We start from the raw sequence: 16896 nt of genomic DNA on the forward strand, positions 1-16896 counted from the left end.
AAACATAGAGATATATTTGCTGAAAGCTTCAAGTTATGTTTCTGTGAAAACATAGAGATATATTTGCTGAAAGCTTCAAGTTATGTTTCTGTGAAAACATAGAGATATATTTGCTGAAAGCTTCAAGTTATGTTTCTGTGAAAACATAGAGATATATTTGCTGAAAGCTTTAGATTATATTTCTATGAAACTTACTGCTATGATTCTTGAAGATTAATTCTTCATTTTTAAGATAAGTAAGTTTATAAAATCTTAATTATTCTATTAATTTGAGGAAAAAATTTGTTTTATTGGCTTTATGAACAATTTAATATAAATATCTTTCAATATATATCAGTAAGAGCTGGTATTGCTTTTTTTATCTCTTTTCTTTTGACTATGTATCTTTTACCAAAATTTGTAAGGTGGGCTAGGTCAAAAAAAGCTTCGCAACCTATTTATGAATATGCTCCTGATTCCCACAAAGATAAAATGGGAACGCCAACTATGGGTGGAGTAATTTTTATTGTATCAACTATTATCTCGTCTTTACTAACAATACAACTGGACAACTTTTATGCAATCGCTGGTATATTAGCCCTTCTGTTTTTCTCTTTTATAGGTTTTAGGGATGATTATTCAAAGATTGCAAAAAATAAAAATAGTGCAGGCTTAAGCCCAAGGGCAAAGTTAGTTTATCAAATTTTATTTGCATTTCTTGTTTCATTTATATTATTTTATTTTAATCACACAACAACCTTATATACACCATTTTATAAGTTCCCACTATTTGATATGGGTTATTTTGCAATAGCCTTTTGGATATTAGTTATGGTGGCTGCTTCAAATGCAGTAAATTTAACTGATGGACTTGATGGGCTTGCAACAGTACCTTCTATAATGGCTTTTGTAACATTATCGGGGATTGTTTATGTTTCAGGACATGCTATTTTCTCATCTTATCTTTTATTACCAAATATAAAAACATCAGGGGAATTAACTATTGTAGGTATTGCATTAATTGGTTCTTTAATTGCATTTCTTTGGTATAACTGTCATCCTGCACAAGTATTTATGGGAGATAGTGGTTCTTTACCAATTGGTGCATTTATGGGGTTTATGGCAATTGTAGCCAAGTCAGAAATACTATTGGTTTTAATAGGCTTAATTTTTGTAATAGAAACCGTATCAGTTATATTACAAGTTGGTTCATATAAACTTAGAAAGAAAAGGGTCTTTTTAATGGCACCTATACATCATCATTTTGAAGAAAAGGGCTGGAAAGAAAATAAAATCATTGTAAGGTTTTGGATAATATCATTTATGGCAAATCTAGTAGCTTTATTAAGTTTAAAAATACGGTAATAATATGATAAGAGTATTAGGAAAAGGACTTACAGCTCAAGCAATAAAAGAAAAGTTTGATGAGGTTGTACTTTATGATGATAAAGATTTCTCAAACTATAATAAAGATTCCAATGATATAACTATAGTTAGTCCAGGGATTCCACCTTTTAATGATATGGTAAAACAATCAAACAATATACAAAGTGATTATGATCTTTTTGCTGATACTATGCCATTTTCTATTTGGATAAGTGGGACAAATGGTAAGACAACTACAACACAAATGATTCAACATCTTTTAGAAGATAAAGGTAGCCTTTGTGGAGGCAATATTGGAACACCAATATCAAAGTTAGATATTAATGCTCCCATATGGATTTTAGAAACATCTTCTTTTACTTTTCATTATATAAATAAAGCAAAACCATCATTGTATTTACTTCTTCCCATATCAGAAGATCATATCTCTTGGCATGGAAGTTTTGAAGAATATAAGAAAGCAAAATTAAAACCACTTGATATGATGCATGAAGGTGAAATTGTAATTATCCCAGAAGAGTTTAAAGATTATCCAACAAGTGCAATGAAAATAACTTATAAAAATAGTGATGATTTATGTGAACATTTTAATATAGATAAAAAAATGGTCAATTTTAAAGAACCTTTTTTATTAGACTCAATATTAGCTTTAGCCTCAAAAAAGATTATATTCGATGAAATTGATTATGAAAGAATAAATTCTTTTAAAGTTGATGAACATAAAGTAGAAGAGTTTTTTGATAAAAAAGATAGATTATGGATTGATGATTCTAAAGCTACCAATGTTGATGCAACTATAAATGCACTAATACCATATAAAGAAAAAAAGATATATCTAATATTAGGTGGAGATGATAAAGGTGCAAATTTACTGCCTTTATTTGAATACATAAAAGATTTAAATATTGAGGTTTTTTCTATAGGAAGCAATCTACAAAGAATCAATGCTTTATGTGAAAAATTTTCTATAAATTTTATTTCTTGTGAAATACTTGAAACTGCAGTCTTAAAAATTGCTCAAAAGCACCATAAAAACGAAGTTGCAATGCTATCACCTGCTGCTGCTTCACTTGATCAATTTAGTTCATATAAACAGAGAGGAAAAGAATTTAAACAATTTGTTTTCAATTTAAGCTTAAATTAATAATGTTCTGTATATAATTTCACTCCAATTTAAGTAGGACGCTTACTTAAATCACTTGGCTCGGTAGCTCAGTCGGTAGAGCAAAGGACTGAAAATCCTTGTGTCGGCAGTTCGATTCTGCCCCGCGCCACCACTTTTTGTTCAACAAAAAGTTTTTAAATCTTGGATGCTGGTGTAGCTCAGTTGGCTAGAGCAGCTGATTTGTAATCAGCAGGTCGGGGGTTCGACTCCCTTCACCAGCTCCATTTTTTTATTGTCGTGCGTAAGTCTTAAGACCAGCGCTTGACCAGAACAATAATTTTTCAACGGTGAGGTTGGAGAGTGGTCAAATCCAGGAGACTGTAAATCTCCCGCCTATGGCTTCGAAGGTTCAAATCCTTCTCTCACCACCACTAAATGTTGCGGGAGTAGCTCAGTTGGCTAGAGCCTCTGCCTTCCAAGCAGATTGTCGCGAGTTCGAGTCTCGTCTCCCGCTCCATTTGATTTATTGATTACTGGGAGCTGAGTTATAACGCATACTTATAACTCCATATTTATACAAATAATCTCCCATTAAAGTTTTTTTTAGTATTTTTTAACTAAAATACCATCCACAAAAAAGTTAAGTACTTTTTTTGTACAAATTTTATAAAATAAATCCCCTCTGAATAGAGAAGTTATTGGACTTATCTACTCAGAGGGCTATTAACCAAAATTTTTTAAGGGGAATTTTATGGCAAAAGAAAAATTCGAGCGAAGTAAACCGCACGTAAACATTGGTACTATTGGTCACGTTGACCACGGTAAAACTACATTAACAGCTGCTATTACTATGTGTTTAGGGCTTAAAAATGGTCAAGCTACTATGGATTATGATCAAATTGATAATGCTCCAGAAGAAAGAGAAAGAGGTATCACAATTGCTACTTCTCACGTAGAATATGAAACTGAATCAAGACACTACGCTCACGTAGACTGCCCAGGTCACGCCGATTATGTTAAAAACATGATTACTGGTGCTGCACAAATGGACGGAGCTATCTTAGTTATTGCTTCTACTGATGGACCAATGGCTCAAACAAGAGAGCACATCTTATTATCTAAGCAAGTAGGTGTACCATACATCGTTGTATTCTTAAATAAAGAAGATCAACTTGATGATGAAGATAAAGAAGAGATGTTAGAATTAGTTGAAATGGAAGTAAGAGAATTACTTTCAGAATATGATTTCCCAGGTGATGATACTCCTATCGTTGCTGGTTCTGCTTTCCAAGCTTTAGAAGAAGCTAAATCTGGAACTGCTGGTGAATGGTCTGAAAAAATTTATAACCTTATGGCTGAAGTTGATGCATATATCCCAACTCCAGAAAGAGATGCTGATCAAGATTTCTTAATGCCTGTAGAAGACGTATTTACTATCCAAGGTAGAGGTACTGTTGTAACTGGTAGAATTGAAAAAGGTACAATTAAACTAAACGAAGAGATTGAAATCGTAGGTTTCAAAGATACTATGAAAACTACTGTTACTGGTATTGAAATGTTTAGAAAAGAAATGGACGAAGGTGTTGCTGGTGATAATGCTGGTATCCTATTAAGAGGTATTAAAAAAGAAGAAGTTCAAAGAGGACAAGTTCTTGTTAAGCCAGGATCAATTACTCCACATACAAAATTTAGAGCAGAAGTATATATTCTTTCTAAAGAGGAAGGTGGTAGACATACTCCATTCTTCTCAGGATATAGACCACAGTTCTATGTAAGAACAACAGACGTTACTGGTTCTTGTGAGTTACCAGAAGGTACTGAAATGGTTATGCCAGGTGATAATGTAGAAATGACAGTTTCTTTAGTTGCTCCAGTTGCTCTAGAGCAAGGTACTAAGTTTGCTATTAGAGAAGGTGGTAGAACTGTAGGTGCTGGAGTTGTTGCTGAAGTAATCGAATAAGGATAACTTATGGGTAATGGAGCTAGCATTAAAATTGGATTAAAATGTGAAGAGTGTGGTGATATTAACTACACTACTTACAAAAATCCAAAAACTTATACAGAAAAAATGGCTATTAAAAAATATAGTCCAAGATTAAAAAAACACACAATTCATAAAGAAGTTAAGTTAAAGTCGTAAGACTTTGCTTAACCTTTATGGTTCTCGCAATTAGGTCAGTAGCTCCAATGGTAGAGCGCCGGATTCCAAATCCGATGGTTACGGGTTCGAGTCCTGTCTGGCCTGCCACTTTTTATTAAAATAAATATTCAAAAAATACATCTAATACAATTTAAATTAAAAACATCTTAACTAAGCTTATTTAAAGCTTTATTTCGATAATATTCGTGTCCTAGTTGGAAATTGAGTTTCCTTGTCTGTAAGTCGTAGGTAATATTCCTATAAAGAAATCACTAAATTTTTTTAAAAGTAGTTAAGACTTTTTTTAAAAGAATTTATGAGCTTAGAAATTTTTGGAGTCGATTGTGAACAAATTTAAAACATATTATAAAAATGCTAAAGAAGAACTTTTTAAAGTAATTTTCCCTATTAAAGAACAAATTAGATCTGCATACCTTTCGGTATTTGTAGTTGTTACAGTAATATCATTATTTTTAGCATTAATTGATGCAATCATGTCTCTAAGCTTATCAGCTGTAATAAACTAAGGATAATAAATGGCACATCAATGGTATGCAATTCAAACACACTCAGGTAGTGAATTAGCAGTTAAAAGAGCATTAGAAAGACTAGCTGAAGAGATGGCTGATGAAAAAATCTCAGAAGTATTAGTTCCAACTGAGGATTTGATCGAAGTAAAAAAAGGTAACAAATCAATTGTTGAAAGACCATTATATCCTGCATATGCATTTGCAAAAATTGATTTAGATACAGCTTTATGGCACAGAATTCAATCAATGCCAAAAGTAGGAAGATTTATTGGTGAATCTAAAAAACCTACTCCTTTATCAAAAAAAGATATTGATTCAATTTTAGATAAAGTTCAAAATAGAGCTGCTGCTAAGCCAAAAATTTCATTTGATGAAGGTGAAATGGTTAGAATTAACGAAGGTCCATTTGCAAACTTTAATGGTGTAGTTGAAGATTTTGACATGGCATCTGGAATTTTAAAACTAAATGTATCAATTTTTGGAAGAAATACTCCAGTAGAGATTACATATACACAAGTAGAAAGAGTAGTTTAAAACTACTTTAATTAGGCATTAGGCAAAAAAACTTCGCTTCCTAAGAGTTTTCTTGCCTAATGCCTAAATCATTAAACAACAAATAAAGAAAAGGAAATAGCATGGCTAAAAAAATAGAAGGTGTATTAAAACTTCAAATTCCTGCTGGTGCTGCTAACCCATCACCACCAGTTGGTCCAGCTCTAGGTCAAAGAGGGATTAACATTATGGAATTTTGTAAAGCATTTAACGAAAAAACAAGAGATAAAGCAGGTTTTTCAATCCCTGTAGAAATTTCTTATTATAGTGATAAAAGTTTTACATTTGTAACTAAGCAACCACCAATGACAGATTTGATTAAAAAAGTATCTGGTGTTAAAAAAGGTTCGGATAACGCACTTAAAAACAAAATTGGAAAGTTAAATAAAGATCAAATTATGGAAATCGTTGATATGAAAATCGCTGATTTAAATACTGATGATAAAGAACAAGCAGCAAAAATTGTTGCTGGATCTGCAAGATCAATGGGAATTGAAACAGAACTTTAATCTGTTAAATATCTAGCCTGACCACTTGGTTTAAAAGCGGTAGCAAACAAAAATATAAATTGCGGAGATAAATATGGGAAAAGTTTCAAAAAGATATAAAGCTTTAGCTGCAAAAATTGAAGATAAAAACTATTCATTAGCAGAAGCTTGTAAAACTGTAAAAGAATTAAAATCGGCAAAATTTGACGAGTCTGTAGAAGTTGCATTAAACTTAAACGTTGACCCAAGACATGCTGATCAAATGATTAGAGGTGCTGTTGTACTTCCAAATGGTACTGGTAAGACTGTTAGAGTTGCTGTTTTTGCTAAAGGTGCAAAAATGGACGAAGCTAAAGCTGCTGGTGCTGATATTGTTGGTAATGATGATTTAGTTCAAGCTGTGCAAGGTGGAGAGATTAACTTTGATGTTTTAATTGCTACACCAGATTGTATGGGACTAGTAGGTAAATTAGGTAGAATTTTAGGACCAAAAGGTTTAATGCCAAATCCTAAAACTGGAACTGTAACTATGGACGTAACTAAGGCAGTTAACGATGCTAAAGGTGGTCAAGTTGCATATAGAGTTGATAAAAAAGGTAACATGCAAGCTGCTCTTGGAAAAGTTTCTTTCTCTGAAGAAGCTATCAAAGAAAACGTAGAAGCATTCCTTTCTGCAATCAACAAAGCTAAGCCAGCATCTGCAAAAGGTAGATATATTACTAATGCAGCAATTTCATTAACAATGTCACCATCTGTTAATGTTGATGTATTAGAATTAATGGATATTAAATAGTATTCATTTATAACATTCAATAGTGGGGATATTCTTATCCCCATGTTTGAGTGTTAATCAAAGCACTACACTAAAAACTGAAGATAGTGGGTTAGAATCTACTCCTGATTCTTGTAAAACCTGCCGAAGTTGGATGTTTTGAAAGGAGAATATAGAATGACTAAACAACAAAAAGCTGAAGTAATTGATTTCTTATCTGCTGAGTTCAAAGGTTCACAAGCTGTAGTAGTATGTGGATACAATGGTGTTTCACACAAAGAACTTGAAGGTTTAAGAAAAGAGGCTAAAGAAAATGGTGTTAGAGTACAAGTTGCTAAAAATTCATTAGTAACTGTTGCTGTTAAAAACGCTGAGTTAGGTGACGTTGAGTTATCTGGCAATAACATTTTCTTATGGTCTGAAGATCAAATCTCTGCTTGTAAAGTTGCTGATAAATTTGCATCTGCTAACAAAGATAAATTCGAAATTAAATCAGGTATCATCGAAGGTGAAATCTCTGATCTTAATAGAGTTATGGCATTTGCTAAATTACCATCTAGAGAAGAACTTCTTGGTATGCTTGCTGCTACTTGGATGGCTCCTCTTACAAACTTTACAATTGGGCTTGATGCTCTTAGAAGAAAAAAAGAAGAAGAGGCTGCTTAATTACTTAAGCGTTATATAAAATATAATTAAAAATAAAAAAAATAAGGAAAAGAAATGGCAATTTCTAAAGAAGACGTTTTAGAATATATCTCTGGTTTATCTGTATTAGAATTATCAGAATTAGTTAAAGAATTTGAAGAAAAATTTGGTGTATCTGCACAACCTGTTGCTGTAGCTGGTGCTGTAGCTGGTGGAGCTGCTGAAGCTGCTGAAGAGCAAACTGAATTTGATGTAATTATCAAAGATGCTGGAGCTAAGAAAATTAATGTAATTAAAGAGATCAGAGCTTTAACTGGTCTTGGATTAAAAGAAGCTAAAGCTATGGCTGAAGAAGCTGGAGCAAAAGTAAAAGAAGGTGTTTCTAAAGAAGACGCTGAAGCTGCTAAAGCTGCATTAGAAGGTGCAGGAGCAACTGTAGAATTAGCATAATTTCTACTAAAGATTAATTCGTATACAAGGCAATTTCGCCTTGTATAAAGATTAGCATCTTTGAGGGCTAAGGTTAGAATTTAGGACGAATTTTAACCCTATCCTTTAAGGATGCTTTTGCGCTTTATATACAAAGCTAAAAGTAAACCACATTTTATAACAAGGTCGACAATGCTAAACTCTTTAAAATCTGGTAATAGACTTAGAGTTGATTTTGCAAAAAATCCTCAACAAATCGAAATTCCAAATTTACTACAACTGCAACAAAATTCTTACGAAAATTTCCTAATGATTGGAAAAGATGAAAGAACAGAAGCAGGAATCGAAAAGGTATTTAAGTCTGTTTTCCCAATTCATGATGCACAAAATAGAATCACTTTAGAGTATATCGGAAGTGAAGTAGGAAAGCCAAAATATGATGTAAGAGAATCTATGGTTAGAGGTCTTACATATTCAATCCCTTTAAAAATTAATATTAGACTTACTTTATGGGATTTAGACGAAAAAACTGGTGAAAAAATCGGTGTTAAAGATATGAAAGAACAATCTTTATTCATCAGAGAAATTCCTTTAATGACTGATAGAACATCGTTTATCGTAAATGGTGTTGAAAGAGTTGTTGTTAATCAATTACATAGATCTCCAGGTGTAATTTTCAAAGAAGAAGAATCAAACACAGCTGGAAATAAACTAATCTACACAGGTCAAATTATCCCTGATAGAGGTTCATGGTTATATTTTGAATATGATGCAAAAGATGTATTATATGTAAGAATTAACAAAAGAAGAAAAGTTCCTGTAACTATTCTTTTTAGAGCATTAGGTTACTCTAAAGAAGATATTATTAAATTATTCTATCCAATTTTAAATATAAAAATTAAAAATAATAAATTCTTAACTGAATTTAATCCTAGTGATTTTACAGGAAGAGTTGAATTTGATATTAAAGATGATAAAGGTAACTTAATCATTGCAGCAGGTAAAAGACTTACTGAAAGAAAAGCAAAAGCTTTACAAGAAGGCGGTCTTAAATTAGTTGAATATCCAGTTGATTTATTAATGGATAGATGTACAGCTAATACTATCTTTGATCCAGAATCTGGTGAAGTATTATATGATGCATTAACTGCACTTGATGAATTAAAATTAAAAAAACTACTTGATTTAGGATTTGAAAATTTTGATATTGCTAATGACTTAGCAACGGGTGTTGATGATTCTATTATTAATGCATTTAAAGCAGATGCTGAGTCTTTAAAATTACTTAAGCAAACAGAACAAATTGATGATGAAAATGATTTATCAGCAATTAGAATTTATAAAGTAATGAGACCAGGTGAACCTGTAACAAAAGAAGCTGCTAAAGAATTTGTTAAGAAATTATTCTTTGATCCAGAAAGATATGACTTAACAAAAGTTGGTAGAATGAAAATGAACCACAAATTAGGTGTAAGTGTTCCTGAATATGTAACTGTATTAACTTATGAAGATATTATTAAAACAGTTCAATATCTTGTAAAAGTAAAAGCAGGACATGGTCATATTGATGATAGAGATCACTTAGGTAACAGAAGAATTAGAGCTATTGGTGAATTATTAGCAAATGAGTTACACTCTGGTTTAATTAAAATGCAAAAAGCTATTAGAGATAAAATGACTACTTTATCTGGTACTTTAGAAGATATTATGCCACACGATTTAGTTAACTCTAAAATGATTACTTCAACAATTACTGAATTCTTTACATCTGGTCAATTATCTCAGTTTATGGATCAAACTAACCCATTATCTGAAGTTACTCATAAAAGAAGACTTTCTGCACTTGGTGAAGGTGGTCTTGTTAAAGAAAGAGCTGGATTTGAAGTAAGAGACGTTCACCCAACACATTATGGTAGAATTTGTCCAGTTGAAACTCCAGAGGGTCAAAATATTGGTCTTATCAATACTTTATCAACTTTCTCAAAAGTTAATAACTTAGGTTTCATTGAAGCTCCATATAAAAAAGTTGTTGATGGTGTTGTGACTGATGAAATTTCATATTTTACAGCTACACAAGAAGAGGGTATGATTATTGCTCCTGGTTCTACTAAAGTTGATGAAAATGGTAAAATTGTTGAATCATTGATTGAAGCTAGACAAGATGGAGAAATCTTACTAGTTGAAAGATCAAAAGTAAAATTAATTGATATCTCTTCACAAATGGTTATGGGTGTTGCTGCATCATTAATTCCATTCTTAGAGCACGATGATGCCAACAGAGCACTTATGGGATCGAATATGATGAGACAAGCTGTTCCATTATTAAGACCAAATGCACCTGTTGTAGGAACTGGTTTAGAAAAAACTGTTGCTAGAGATGCATGGGAAGCTATTAAAGCAAGAAGAGCAGGTGTAATTGAAAAAGCAGATGCTAAAAATATTTATATTTCTGGTGAAGATGAAAATGGTGCATTTATTGACCATTATGAAGTAAATAAAAATGTTAGAACAAATAATAACACATCTTTTGGTCAAAGAACTGCAGTAAAAGATGGTGATGTCGTTTCAAAAGGTCAAGTAATCGCTGATGGTCCATCTATGGATAATGGTGAGCTTGCTGTTGGTGTTAATGCAATGGTTGCATTTATGCCTTGGAATGGTTATAACTATGAGGATGCTATTGTTCTTTCTGAAAGATTAATTGAAGAAGATGCATTTACATCTGTTCATATCTATGAAAAAGAAGTAGAGTGTAGAGAGCTTAAACATGGTAATGAAGAGATTACTAGAGATTTACCAGGTGTAAAAGAAGAATCTATTACTCACTTAGATAACTCAGGTATCATTAAAGTTGGTACATTTGTTAAACCTGGAATGATTATGGTTGGTAAAGTTACACCAAAAGGTGAGATTAAACCAACTCCTGAAGAAAGACTTTTAAGAGCAATCTTTGGTGAAAAAGCAGGTCACGTAATTAACAAATCTTTATATTGTCCAACTTCTATGGAAGGTACTGTTGTTGATGTTAAAGTATTCACTAAAAAAGGATATGAAAAAGACGAAAGAGCAGTTGCAGAGATTGAAGCAGAGAAAAATGAACTTGATGTAAAACATCATGATAAACTTTTAATGCTTGATAGAGAAGAGATTTTAAAAATCAATGACCTATTATCAAAATCACCATTAGATAAAGATGTTGAAGTTGATGGAACAACTTATAAAAAAGGTGATAATATTCCTTTTGATGCACTAGCAGGTGTAAATAGATTTGCTATGAAAAAAGTTGTTGCTTCATTTAGTAAAGAAATAGAAAAAAAATATAACGAGATTAAAGAACACTTTATTAAACAAAAATCTACGTTAAGAGAAGAACATGAAGAGAAACTTACTGTTTTAGAACATGATGATATTTTGCCAAGTGGTGTAATTAAACAAGTTAAAGTTTATATCGCAACAAAAAGAAAGATCAAAGTTGGGGATAAAATGGCTGGACGTCACGGTAACAAAGGTATCGTTTCTAACATTGTTCCTAAAGTAGATATGCCATATTTAGAAGATGGTACAACTGTTGATGTTATTCTTAACCCACTTGGGGTACCTTCAAGGATGAATATTGGTCAGATCCTAGAAGTTCACTTAGGATTGGTTGGTAAAAGACTTGGAGCTCAAATCCAAGATATCTTTGAAGCAAAAAGAGATGAGTTTGTATCTGAACTAAGAGAAAAAATGACAGAAATCGCTTCTGTTGCTAAGCTTATGAATGGAAAAGAATTTATGGATTCTTTATCTGATGAAGAGTTAATTAAATATGGTCAGGATTGGTCTAAAGGTGTTAGATTTGCAACTCAAGTATTTGATGGTGTTAAAGAAGATGAGTTTGTAAAACTATTTGAATTAGCTAAAATCGATACAGATGGTAAGTTAACATTACATGATGGTAAAACTGGTGATAAGATGAAGGAAAGGGTAAATGTAGGTTATATGTATATGCTTAAACTTCACCACTTAGTTGATGAAAAAGTTCACGCAAGATCTACAGGTCCATATTCATTAGTTACTCAACAGCCAGTTGGTGGTAAAGCACTATTTGGTGGACAAAGATTTGGTGAGATGGAGGTTTGGGCACTTGAAGCTTATGGTGCAACAAATGTTCTTAAAGAGATGCTTACTACTAAATCAGATGACGTTGAAGGTAGAACAAGAGCATATAGAGCAATTGCAAATGGTGAAAATGTTCCAAGATCTGGTGTTCCAGAAACATTCTTCGTATTAACTAAAGAGCTAAAAGCTTTAGGGTTAGATGTAGAGATTTTCGAAGAGGTAGAAGATAATGAGTAAAACTGAAAAAGTATTAGAACCAATTGAAATAAAAGAATTAGAAAGACCACAAGATTTTGCTGCATTTCAGTTAAGACTTGCAAGTCCTGAAAAGATATTATCATGGTCATGTGGTGAAGTTAAAAAACCAGAAACTATTAACTATAGAACATTGAAACCTGAAAGAGATGGTTTATTTTGTGCTAAAATTTTTGGACCTGTAAAAGACTATGAATGTCTTTGCGGTAAATACAAAAAAATGAGATACAAAGGTGTTGTATGTGAAAAATGTGGTGTTGAAGTAACTTCTTCAAAAGTTAGAAGACACAGAATGGGACATATTGATTTAGTATCTCCTGTTGCACACATTTGGATGGTATCTTCATTACCAACTAGAATTGGTACTTTACTTGGTGTTAAATTAAAAGATTTAGAAAGAGTATTATATTACGAAGCATATATTGTAAATGATCCAGGTGAAGCTTTTTATGATAATGAAAAAACTAAAAAAGTTAATAAATTTGATATTTTAAATGAAGAACAATATAGAACTATCTCTGATCTATTTGATCACACTGGTTTTGAAGCAAACATGGGTGGTGATGTAGTTAGAGATCTTTTAGAAACTTTAGACTTAATTGAACTTCTTGGTATGTTAAAAAACGAGATGAAAGGAACTAAATCTGAAGCAAAAAGAAAAACTATTGTAAAAAGATTAAAAGTTGTTGAAAACTTTATTAATTCTGGAAATAGACCAGAATGGATGATGTTAACTCAACTTCCAGTTCTTCCACCAGATTTAAGACCACTTGTATCACTTGATGGTGGAAAATTTGCAGTTTCAGATGTTAATGACCTTTATAGAAGAGTTATTAACAGAAATAACAGACTTAAAAGATTAACAGAACTTGATGCTCCTGAAATCATTATTAGAAATGAAAAAAGAATGCTTCAAGAAGCTGTTGATGCTTTATTTGACAATGGTAAAACTGCAAATGCAGTTAAGGGTGCAAATAAAAGACCACTTAAGTCATTATCTGAAATTATTAAAGGTAAGCAAGGTCGATTTAGACAAAACTTACTTGGTAAAAGGGTTGACTTCTCAGGTAGATCTGTAATTGTTGTTGGACCATCTTTAAGAATGGATCAATGTGGTATTCCTAAGAAAATGGCATTAGAGTTATTTAAACCACACTTGATGGCTAAATTAGAGGAAAAAGGTTACGCAACAACTTTAAAATCTGCAAAAAGATTAATTGAATCACAAACAAATGAAGTTTGGGAATGTTTAAATGAGATTGTTGATGAATATCCAGTATTACTGAATAGAGCACCAACTCTTCATAAACTTTCGATTCAAGCGTTCCACCCAACACTAATTGATGGAAAAGCTATTCAGTTACACCCATTAGTTTGTGCTGCATTTAATGCCGACTTTGATGGTGACCAAATGGCAGTTCACGTGCCTTTATCACAAGAAGCTATTGCAGAAGCAAAAATTCTTATGATGTCATCTATGAATATTCTTTTACCAGCATCTGGTAGAGCTATTGCAGTTCCTTCTCAGGATATGATTTTAGGTATTTATTATCTATCATTAGAAAAAGAGGGTGTAAAAGGTGAACATAAATTATTTGCAGATGTAAATGAAGCACAAATTGCTTTAGAAATGAAGCAAGTTGACTTACATGCAAAAATTAGAACTAAAGTTGATGAGAAAATAGTTCATACAACAGTTGGTAGATTAATTATTAAAGAGATTTTACCATCTTTTGTACCTATTGAATTATGGAATAAAATTTTAAAGAAAAAAGATATTGGGGCATTAGTTGATTATATCTACAAACATGGTGGATATGAAGTAACTCCAAGATTCTTAGATAATCTTAAAAACTTAGGTTTTAGATATGCAACAGATGCAGGTATTTCTGTATCTATTGATGATATTAGAGTTCCTGAAACAAAAGCTGGACATATTGCCTCTTCTAAAAAAGAAGTTATTGAAGTTCAAAAGCAATTCTCTCAAGGTTTATTAACTGAGCAAGAAAGATACAATAAAATTATTGATATCTGGACTGAGGTTAATAATACACTTGGAACAGAAATGATGGATTTAGTTAAAACTGATAAAAATGGATTTAACTCTATTTTTATGATGGCCGATTCTGGGGCTAGAGGTTCTGCTGCTCAGATTAGACAGCTTTCAGGTATGAGGGGTCTTATGGCTAAACCAGATGGTTCTATTATTGAAACTCCAATTATTTCAAACTTTAGAGAAGGTCTAAATGTACTTGAGTACTTTATTTCTACTCACGGTGCTAGAAAAGGTCTTGCGGATACAGCTTTAAAAACAGCAAATGCTGGTTACTTAACAAGAAAGCTTATTGACGTTTCTCAAAATGTAAGAATTACAGTTGAAGATTGTGGTACTCACGAAGGTATTGAGATTTCTGATATTTCTTCAGGTAATGAACTAATTGAGAGCTTAGAAGAAAGAATTACAGGTAGAGTAATTGCTGAAGATATTATTGACCCTATCTCAAATGAGATTTTATTTACAGAAGGGACATTAATTACTGAAGAAGATGCAAAAGTTGTAAAAGATGCTGAAGTTAAATCAGTTGTAATTAGAACTCCATTAACTTGTAAAGTTGAGCATGGTTTATGTTCAAAATGTTATGGTCTAAACCTTGGTGAGCAAAGAAAAGCTACTCCAGGTGAAGCTGTTGGGGTTGTTGCAGCACAATCTATTGGTGAGCCAGGAACACAGCTTACACTTAGAACTTTCCACGTTGGGGGAACTGCATCTGCAACTCAAACAGAAAGAGAGTTAAGAGCTGATAAAGAAGGTTTCATTAGATACTATAACATCAAAACATATACTGATAAAAATGGTAAAAATATCGTTGCAAACAGAAGAAATGCTGGTATTTTATTAGTTGAACCAAAAATTAATGCACCATTCAAAGGTAATGTAACTGTTGAAACAATTCACGAAGAAACAATTTTAACAATTACAAATGGTAAAGATGAGAAAAAATATTACCTAAGAAAGAATGACGTTGCTAAACCAAATGAACTTGCTGGTGTATCTGGTAAGATTGAAGGTAAATTATACTTACCTCATACAGATGGTATCGAAGTTGATGAGAATGAATCTATCGTTGAGATGATTAAAGATGGATGGAATGTTCCAAACAGAATCCCATTTGCATCTGAATTGAAAGTTCAAGATGGTGCACCTATTACATCAACTATTATTTCTGGAGCTAAAGGATCTGTTAAGTATTATAAACTTCATGGTGATTATTTAGAAAGAAGAGATGATATTAAAGCTGGTGAAAGAGTTGAAGAGAAAGGACTTTTTGCTGTTATCGTTGATAATGATGAAAGAGAAGCATTAAGACACTATATCTCAAGAGGTACTGTTGTAGAATTTAATGATAATACTCTTGTTGAAAAAGATTCAGTTATTGCAAAACCATCAAGTGATGAGCAAGTAGTAATTGCTGAATGGGATCCTTATTCAAACCCAAGTATTGCAGAGCAAAAAGGTAAGGTAGCATTTGAAGATATTATTCCAGGTGTAACTGTATCTGAGCAATATGATGAGTTAACAGGAACTTCTAAACTGGTTGTAAATGAATATATCCCAGCAGGACATAAACCTACAATTATTGTTGCAACTGAATCTGACGAGCTATTAAGATACTCTTTAGATCCAAAAGCTTCATTATTTGTTGCTGAAGGTCAAAATGTGGAAGTTGCAGATGTTTTAGCAAAAACTCCTAAAGCAACTCAAAAATCAAAAGATATTACTGGAGGTCTTCCAAGAGTATCTGAGTTATTTGAAGCAAGAAGACCAAAAAATATTGCTGTACTTGCATCTTTTGATGGTATGGTTTCATTTGGTAAACCTCTTAGAAATAAACAAAGAGTTATTGTTACTGATGAAAATGCAAATAAATCTGAGTACTTAGTTGAAAAGTCTAAACAAATCTTAGTTCATGAAGGTGAGTTTGTTCACGCTGGTGAAGCAATTACTGATGGTATGGTATCACCTCACGATATTCTAAGAATTTTAGGTGAAAAAGCACTTCATTACTTTATTGTATCTGAAGTACAACAAGTATATAGATCTCAAGGGGTTAATATTGCGGATAAACACATTGAGGTAATTACATCTCAAATGTTAAGACAAGTATCTATTCTAAATGGTGGAGATACTAAGTTTATCATTGGTGATATGGTTTCTAAGAAAAGATTTATGCATGAGAATGAAAGAATTATCAAATTAGGTGGTAAACCAGCGATTGCTGAACCATTATTACTTGGTATTACAAGAGCAGCTGTTACATCTGACTCTATCATCTCTGCAGCATCTTTCCAGGAAACTACTAAAGTATTAACTGAAGCAGCAATTTCAGCTAAAATGGATATGTTAGAAGACTTAAAAGAAAATGTTGTAATTGGTAGAACAATTCCAGTTGGAACAGGTCTTTACAAAAACAAAAAAGTTAAATTTCAAGATCCTGAAGAGGAGTAAAACATTA

General features: G+C 32.2%; 12 protein-coding genes and 5 tRNA genes. All 17 read left to right on the plus strand.

Going from position 1 to position 16896, the window contains the following annotated elements; translation table 11 throughout:
• Positions 1 to 282 precede the first annotated feature (282 nt).
• The 17 genes from mraY (at position 283) to rpoC (ending at position 16889) form a co-directional block, all read left to right on the plus strand.
• Positions 283 to 1344 carry a phospho-N-acetylmuramoyl-pentapeptide-transferase gene (gene mraY / locus AC2TY9_RS06585; protein WP_489780153.1) on the plus strand — a complete coding sequence of 354 codons (1062 nt, stop codon included), beginning with the start codon at positions 283 to 285 and terminating at the stop codon, positions 1342 to 1344.
• A gap of 4 nt (positions 1345 to 1348) precedes the next feature.
• Complete coding sequence (murD, locus tag AC2TY9_RS06590; protein ID WP_489780154.1) at positions 1349 to 2509, plus strand: UDP-N-acetylmuramoyl-L-alanine--D-glutamate ligase; 1161 nt, start codon at positions 1349 to 1351, stop codon at positions 2507 to 2509.
• Positions 2510 to 2566: 57 nt separating this feature from the next.
• Positions 2567 to 2642, plus strand: a tRNA-Phe gene (locus AC2TY9_RS06595).
• Positions 2643 to 2677: 35 nt separating this feature from the next.
• Positions 2678 to 2754, plus strand: a tRNA-Thr gene (locus tag AC2TY9_RS06600).
• Positions 2755 to 2816: 62 nt separating this feature from the next.
• Positions 2817 to 2901, plus strand: a tRNA-Tyr gene (locus AC2TY9_RS06605).
• A gap of 9 nt (positions 2902 to 2910) precedes the next feature.
• Positions 2911 to 2987: transfer RNA gene (locus AC2TY9_RS06610), tRNA-Gly, on the plus strand.
• Positions 2988 to 3221: 234 nt separating this feature from the next.
• Positions 3222 to 4430 carry an elongation factor Tu gene (gene tuf, locus AC2TY9_RS06615; RefSeq protein WP_489780155.1) on the plus strand — a complete coding sequence of 403 codons (1209 nt, stop codon included), beginning with the start codon at positions 3222 to 3224 and terminating at the stop codon, positions 4428 to 4430.
• A 9-nt stretch (positions 4431 to 4439) separates the two neighbouring features.
• Entirely contained in the window at positions 4440 to 4610 is a 171-nt protein-coding gene (gene rpmG, locus AC2TY9_RS06620; RefSeq protein WP_489780156.1) for a 50S ribosomal protein L33, read from the plus strand.
• A 32-nt stretch (positions 4611 to 4642) separates the two neighbouring features.
• Positions 4643 to 4718, plus strand: a tRNA-Trp gene (locus tag AC2TY9_RS06625).
• A 236-nt stretch (positions 4719 to 4954) separates the two neighbouring features.
• The gene (gene secE / locus AC2TY9_RS06630) at positions 4955 to 5137 is read left to right on the plus strand and encodes a preprotein translocase subunit SecE (protein WP_138153350.1); all 183 of its coding nucleotides are present in this window, start codon (positions 4955 to 4957) and stop codon (positions 5135 to 5137) included.
• A 9-nt stretch (positions 5138 to 5146) separates the two neighbouring features.
• Positions 5147 to 5674, plus strand: coding sequence for a transcription termination/antitermination protein NusG (gene nusG / locus AC2TY9_RS06635; protein ID WP_489780157.1), 528 nt, complete (start codon positions 5147 to 5149; stop codon positions 5672 to 5674).
• A gap of 101 nt (positions 5675 to 5775) precedes the next feature.
• On the plus strand, positions 5776 to 6201 hold the full coding sequence (gene rplK, locus AC2TY9_RS06640) for a 50S ribosomal protein L11 (protein WP_489780158.1): 426 nt from the start codon (positions 5776 to 5778) through the stop codon (positions 6199 to 6201).
• A 73-nt stretch (positions 6202 to 6274) separates the two neighbouring features.
• A complete protein-coding gene (gene rplA / locus AC2TY9_RS06645) occupies positions 6275 to 6973 on the plus strand; it encodes a 50S ribosomal protein L1 (RefSeq protein WP_489780159.1) in 699 nt (232 codons plus the stop codon).
• A gap of 156 nt (positions 6974 to 7129) precedes the next feature.
• Entirely contained in the window at positions 7130 to 7618 is a 489-nt protein-coding gene (rplJ, locus tag AC2TY9_RS06650) for a 50S ribosomal protein L10 (RefSeq protein WP_489780160.1), read from the plus strand.
• A gap of 54 nt (positions 7619 to 7672) precedes the next feature.
• Positions 7673 to 8047, plus strand: a complete 375-nt coding sequence (rplL, locus tag AC2TY9_RS06655; RefSeq protein WP_489780161.1) for a 50S ribosomal protein L7/L12 — start codon at positions 7673 to 7675, stop codon at positions 8045 to 8047.
• Positions 8048 to 8218: 171 nt separating this feature from the next.
• Positions 8219 to 12364 carry a DNA-directed RNA polymerase subunit beta gene (rpoB, locus tag AC2TY9_RS06660; RefSeq protein ID WP_489780162.1) on the plus strand — a complete coding sequence of 1382 codons (4146 nt, stop codon included), beginning with the start codon at positions 8219 to 8221 and terminating at the stop codon, positions 12362 to 12364.
• The gene (gene rpoC, locus AC2TY9_RS06665) at positions 12357 to 16889 is read left to right on the plus strand and encodes a DNA-directed RNA polymerase subunit beta' (protein ID WP_489780163.1); all 4533 of its coding nucleotides are present in this window, start codon (positions 12357 to 12359) and stop codon (positions 16887 to 16889) included. Before rpoB ends, rpoC begins: the two co-directional genes overlap by 8 nt.
• Positions 16890 to 16896 lie beyond the last annotated feature (7 nt).

It is taken from the genome of Arcobacter sp. ISO1 (assembly GCF_058105185.1).

What these genes read in the sequence shown, in the direction of transcription:
- rpoB (WP_489780162.1), top strand. Translation starts at nt 8,219, where the DNA reads ATGCTAAACTCTTTAAAATCTGGTAATAGACTTAGAGTTGATTTTGCA.
- rpoC (WP_489780163.1), top strand. Translation starts at nt 12,357, where the DNA reads ATGAGTAAAACTGAAAAAGTATTAGAACCAATTGAAATAAAAGAATTA.
- rplA (WP_489780159.1), top strand. Translation starts at nt 6,275, where the DNA reads ATGGGAAAAGTTTCAAAAAGATATAAAGCTTTAGCTGCAAAAATTGAA.
- nusG (WP_489780157.1), top strand. Translation starts at nt 5,147, where the DNA reads ATGGCACATCAATGGTATGCAATTCAAACACACTCAGGTAGTGAATTA.
- rplL (WP_489780161.1), top strand. Translation starts at nt 7,673, where the DNA reads ATGGCAATTTCTAAAGAAGACGTTTTAGAATATATCTCTGGTTTATCT.
- rplK (WP_489780158.1), top strand. Translation starts at nt 5,776, where the DNA reads ATGGCTAAAAAAATAGAAGGTGTATTAAAACTTCAAATTCCTGCTGGT.
- rplJ (WP_489780160.1), top strand. Translation starts at nt 7,130, where the DNA reads ATGACTAAACAACAAAAAGCTGAAGTAATTGATTTCTTATCTGCTGAG.
- tuf (WP_489780155.1), top strand. Translation starts at nt 3,222, where the DNA reads ATGGCAAAAGAAAAATTCGAGCGAAGTAAACCGCACGTAAACATTGGT.
- murD (WP_489780154.1), top strand. Translation starts at nt 1,349, where the DNA reads ATGATAAGAGTATTAGGAAAAGGACTTACAGCTCAAGCAATAAAAGAA.
- rpmG (WP_489780156.1), top strand. Translation starts at nt 4,440, where the DNA reads ATGGGTAATGGAGCTAGCATTAAAATTGGATTAAAATGTGAAGAGTGT.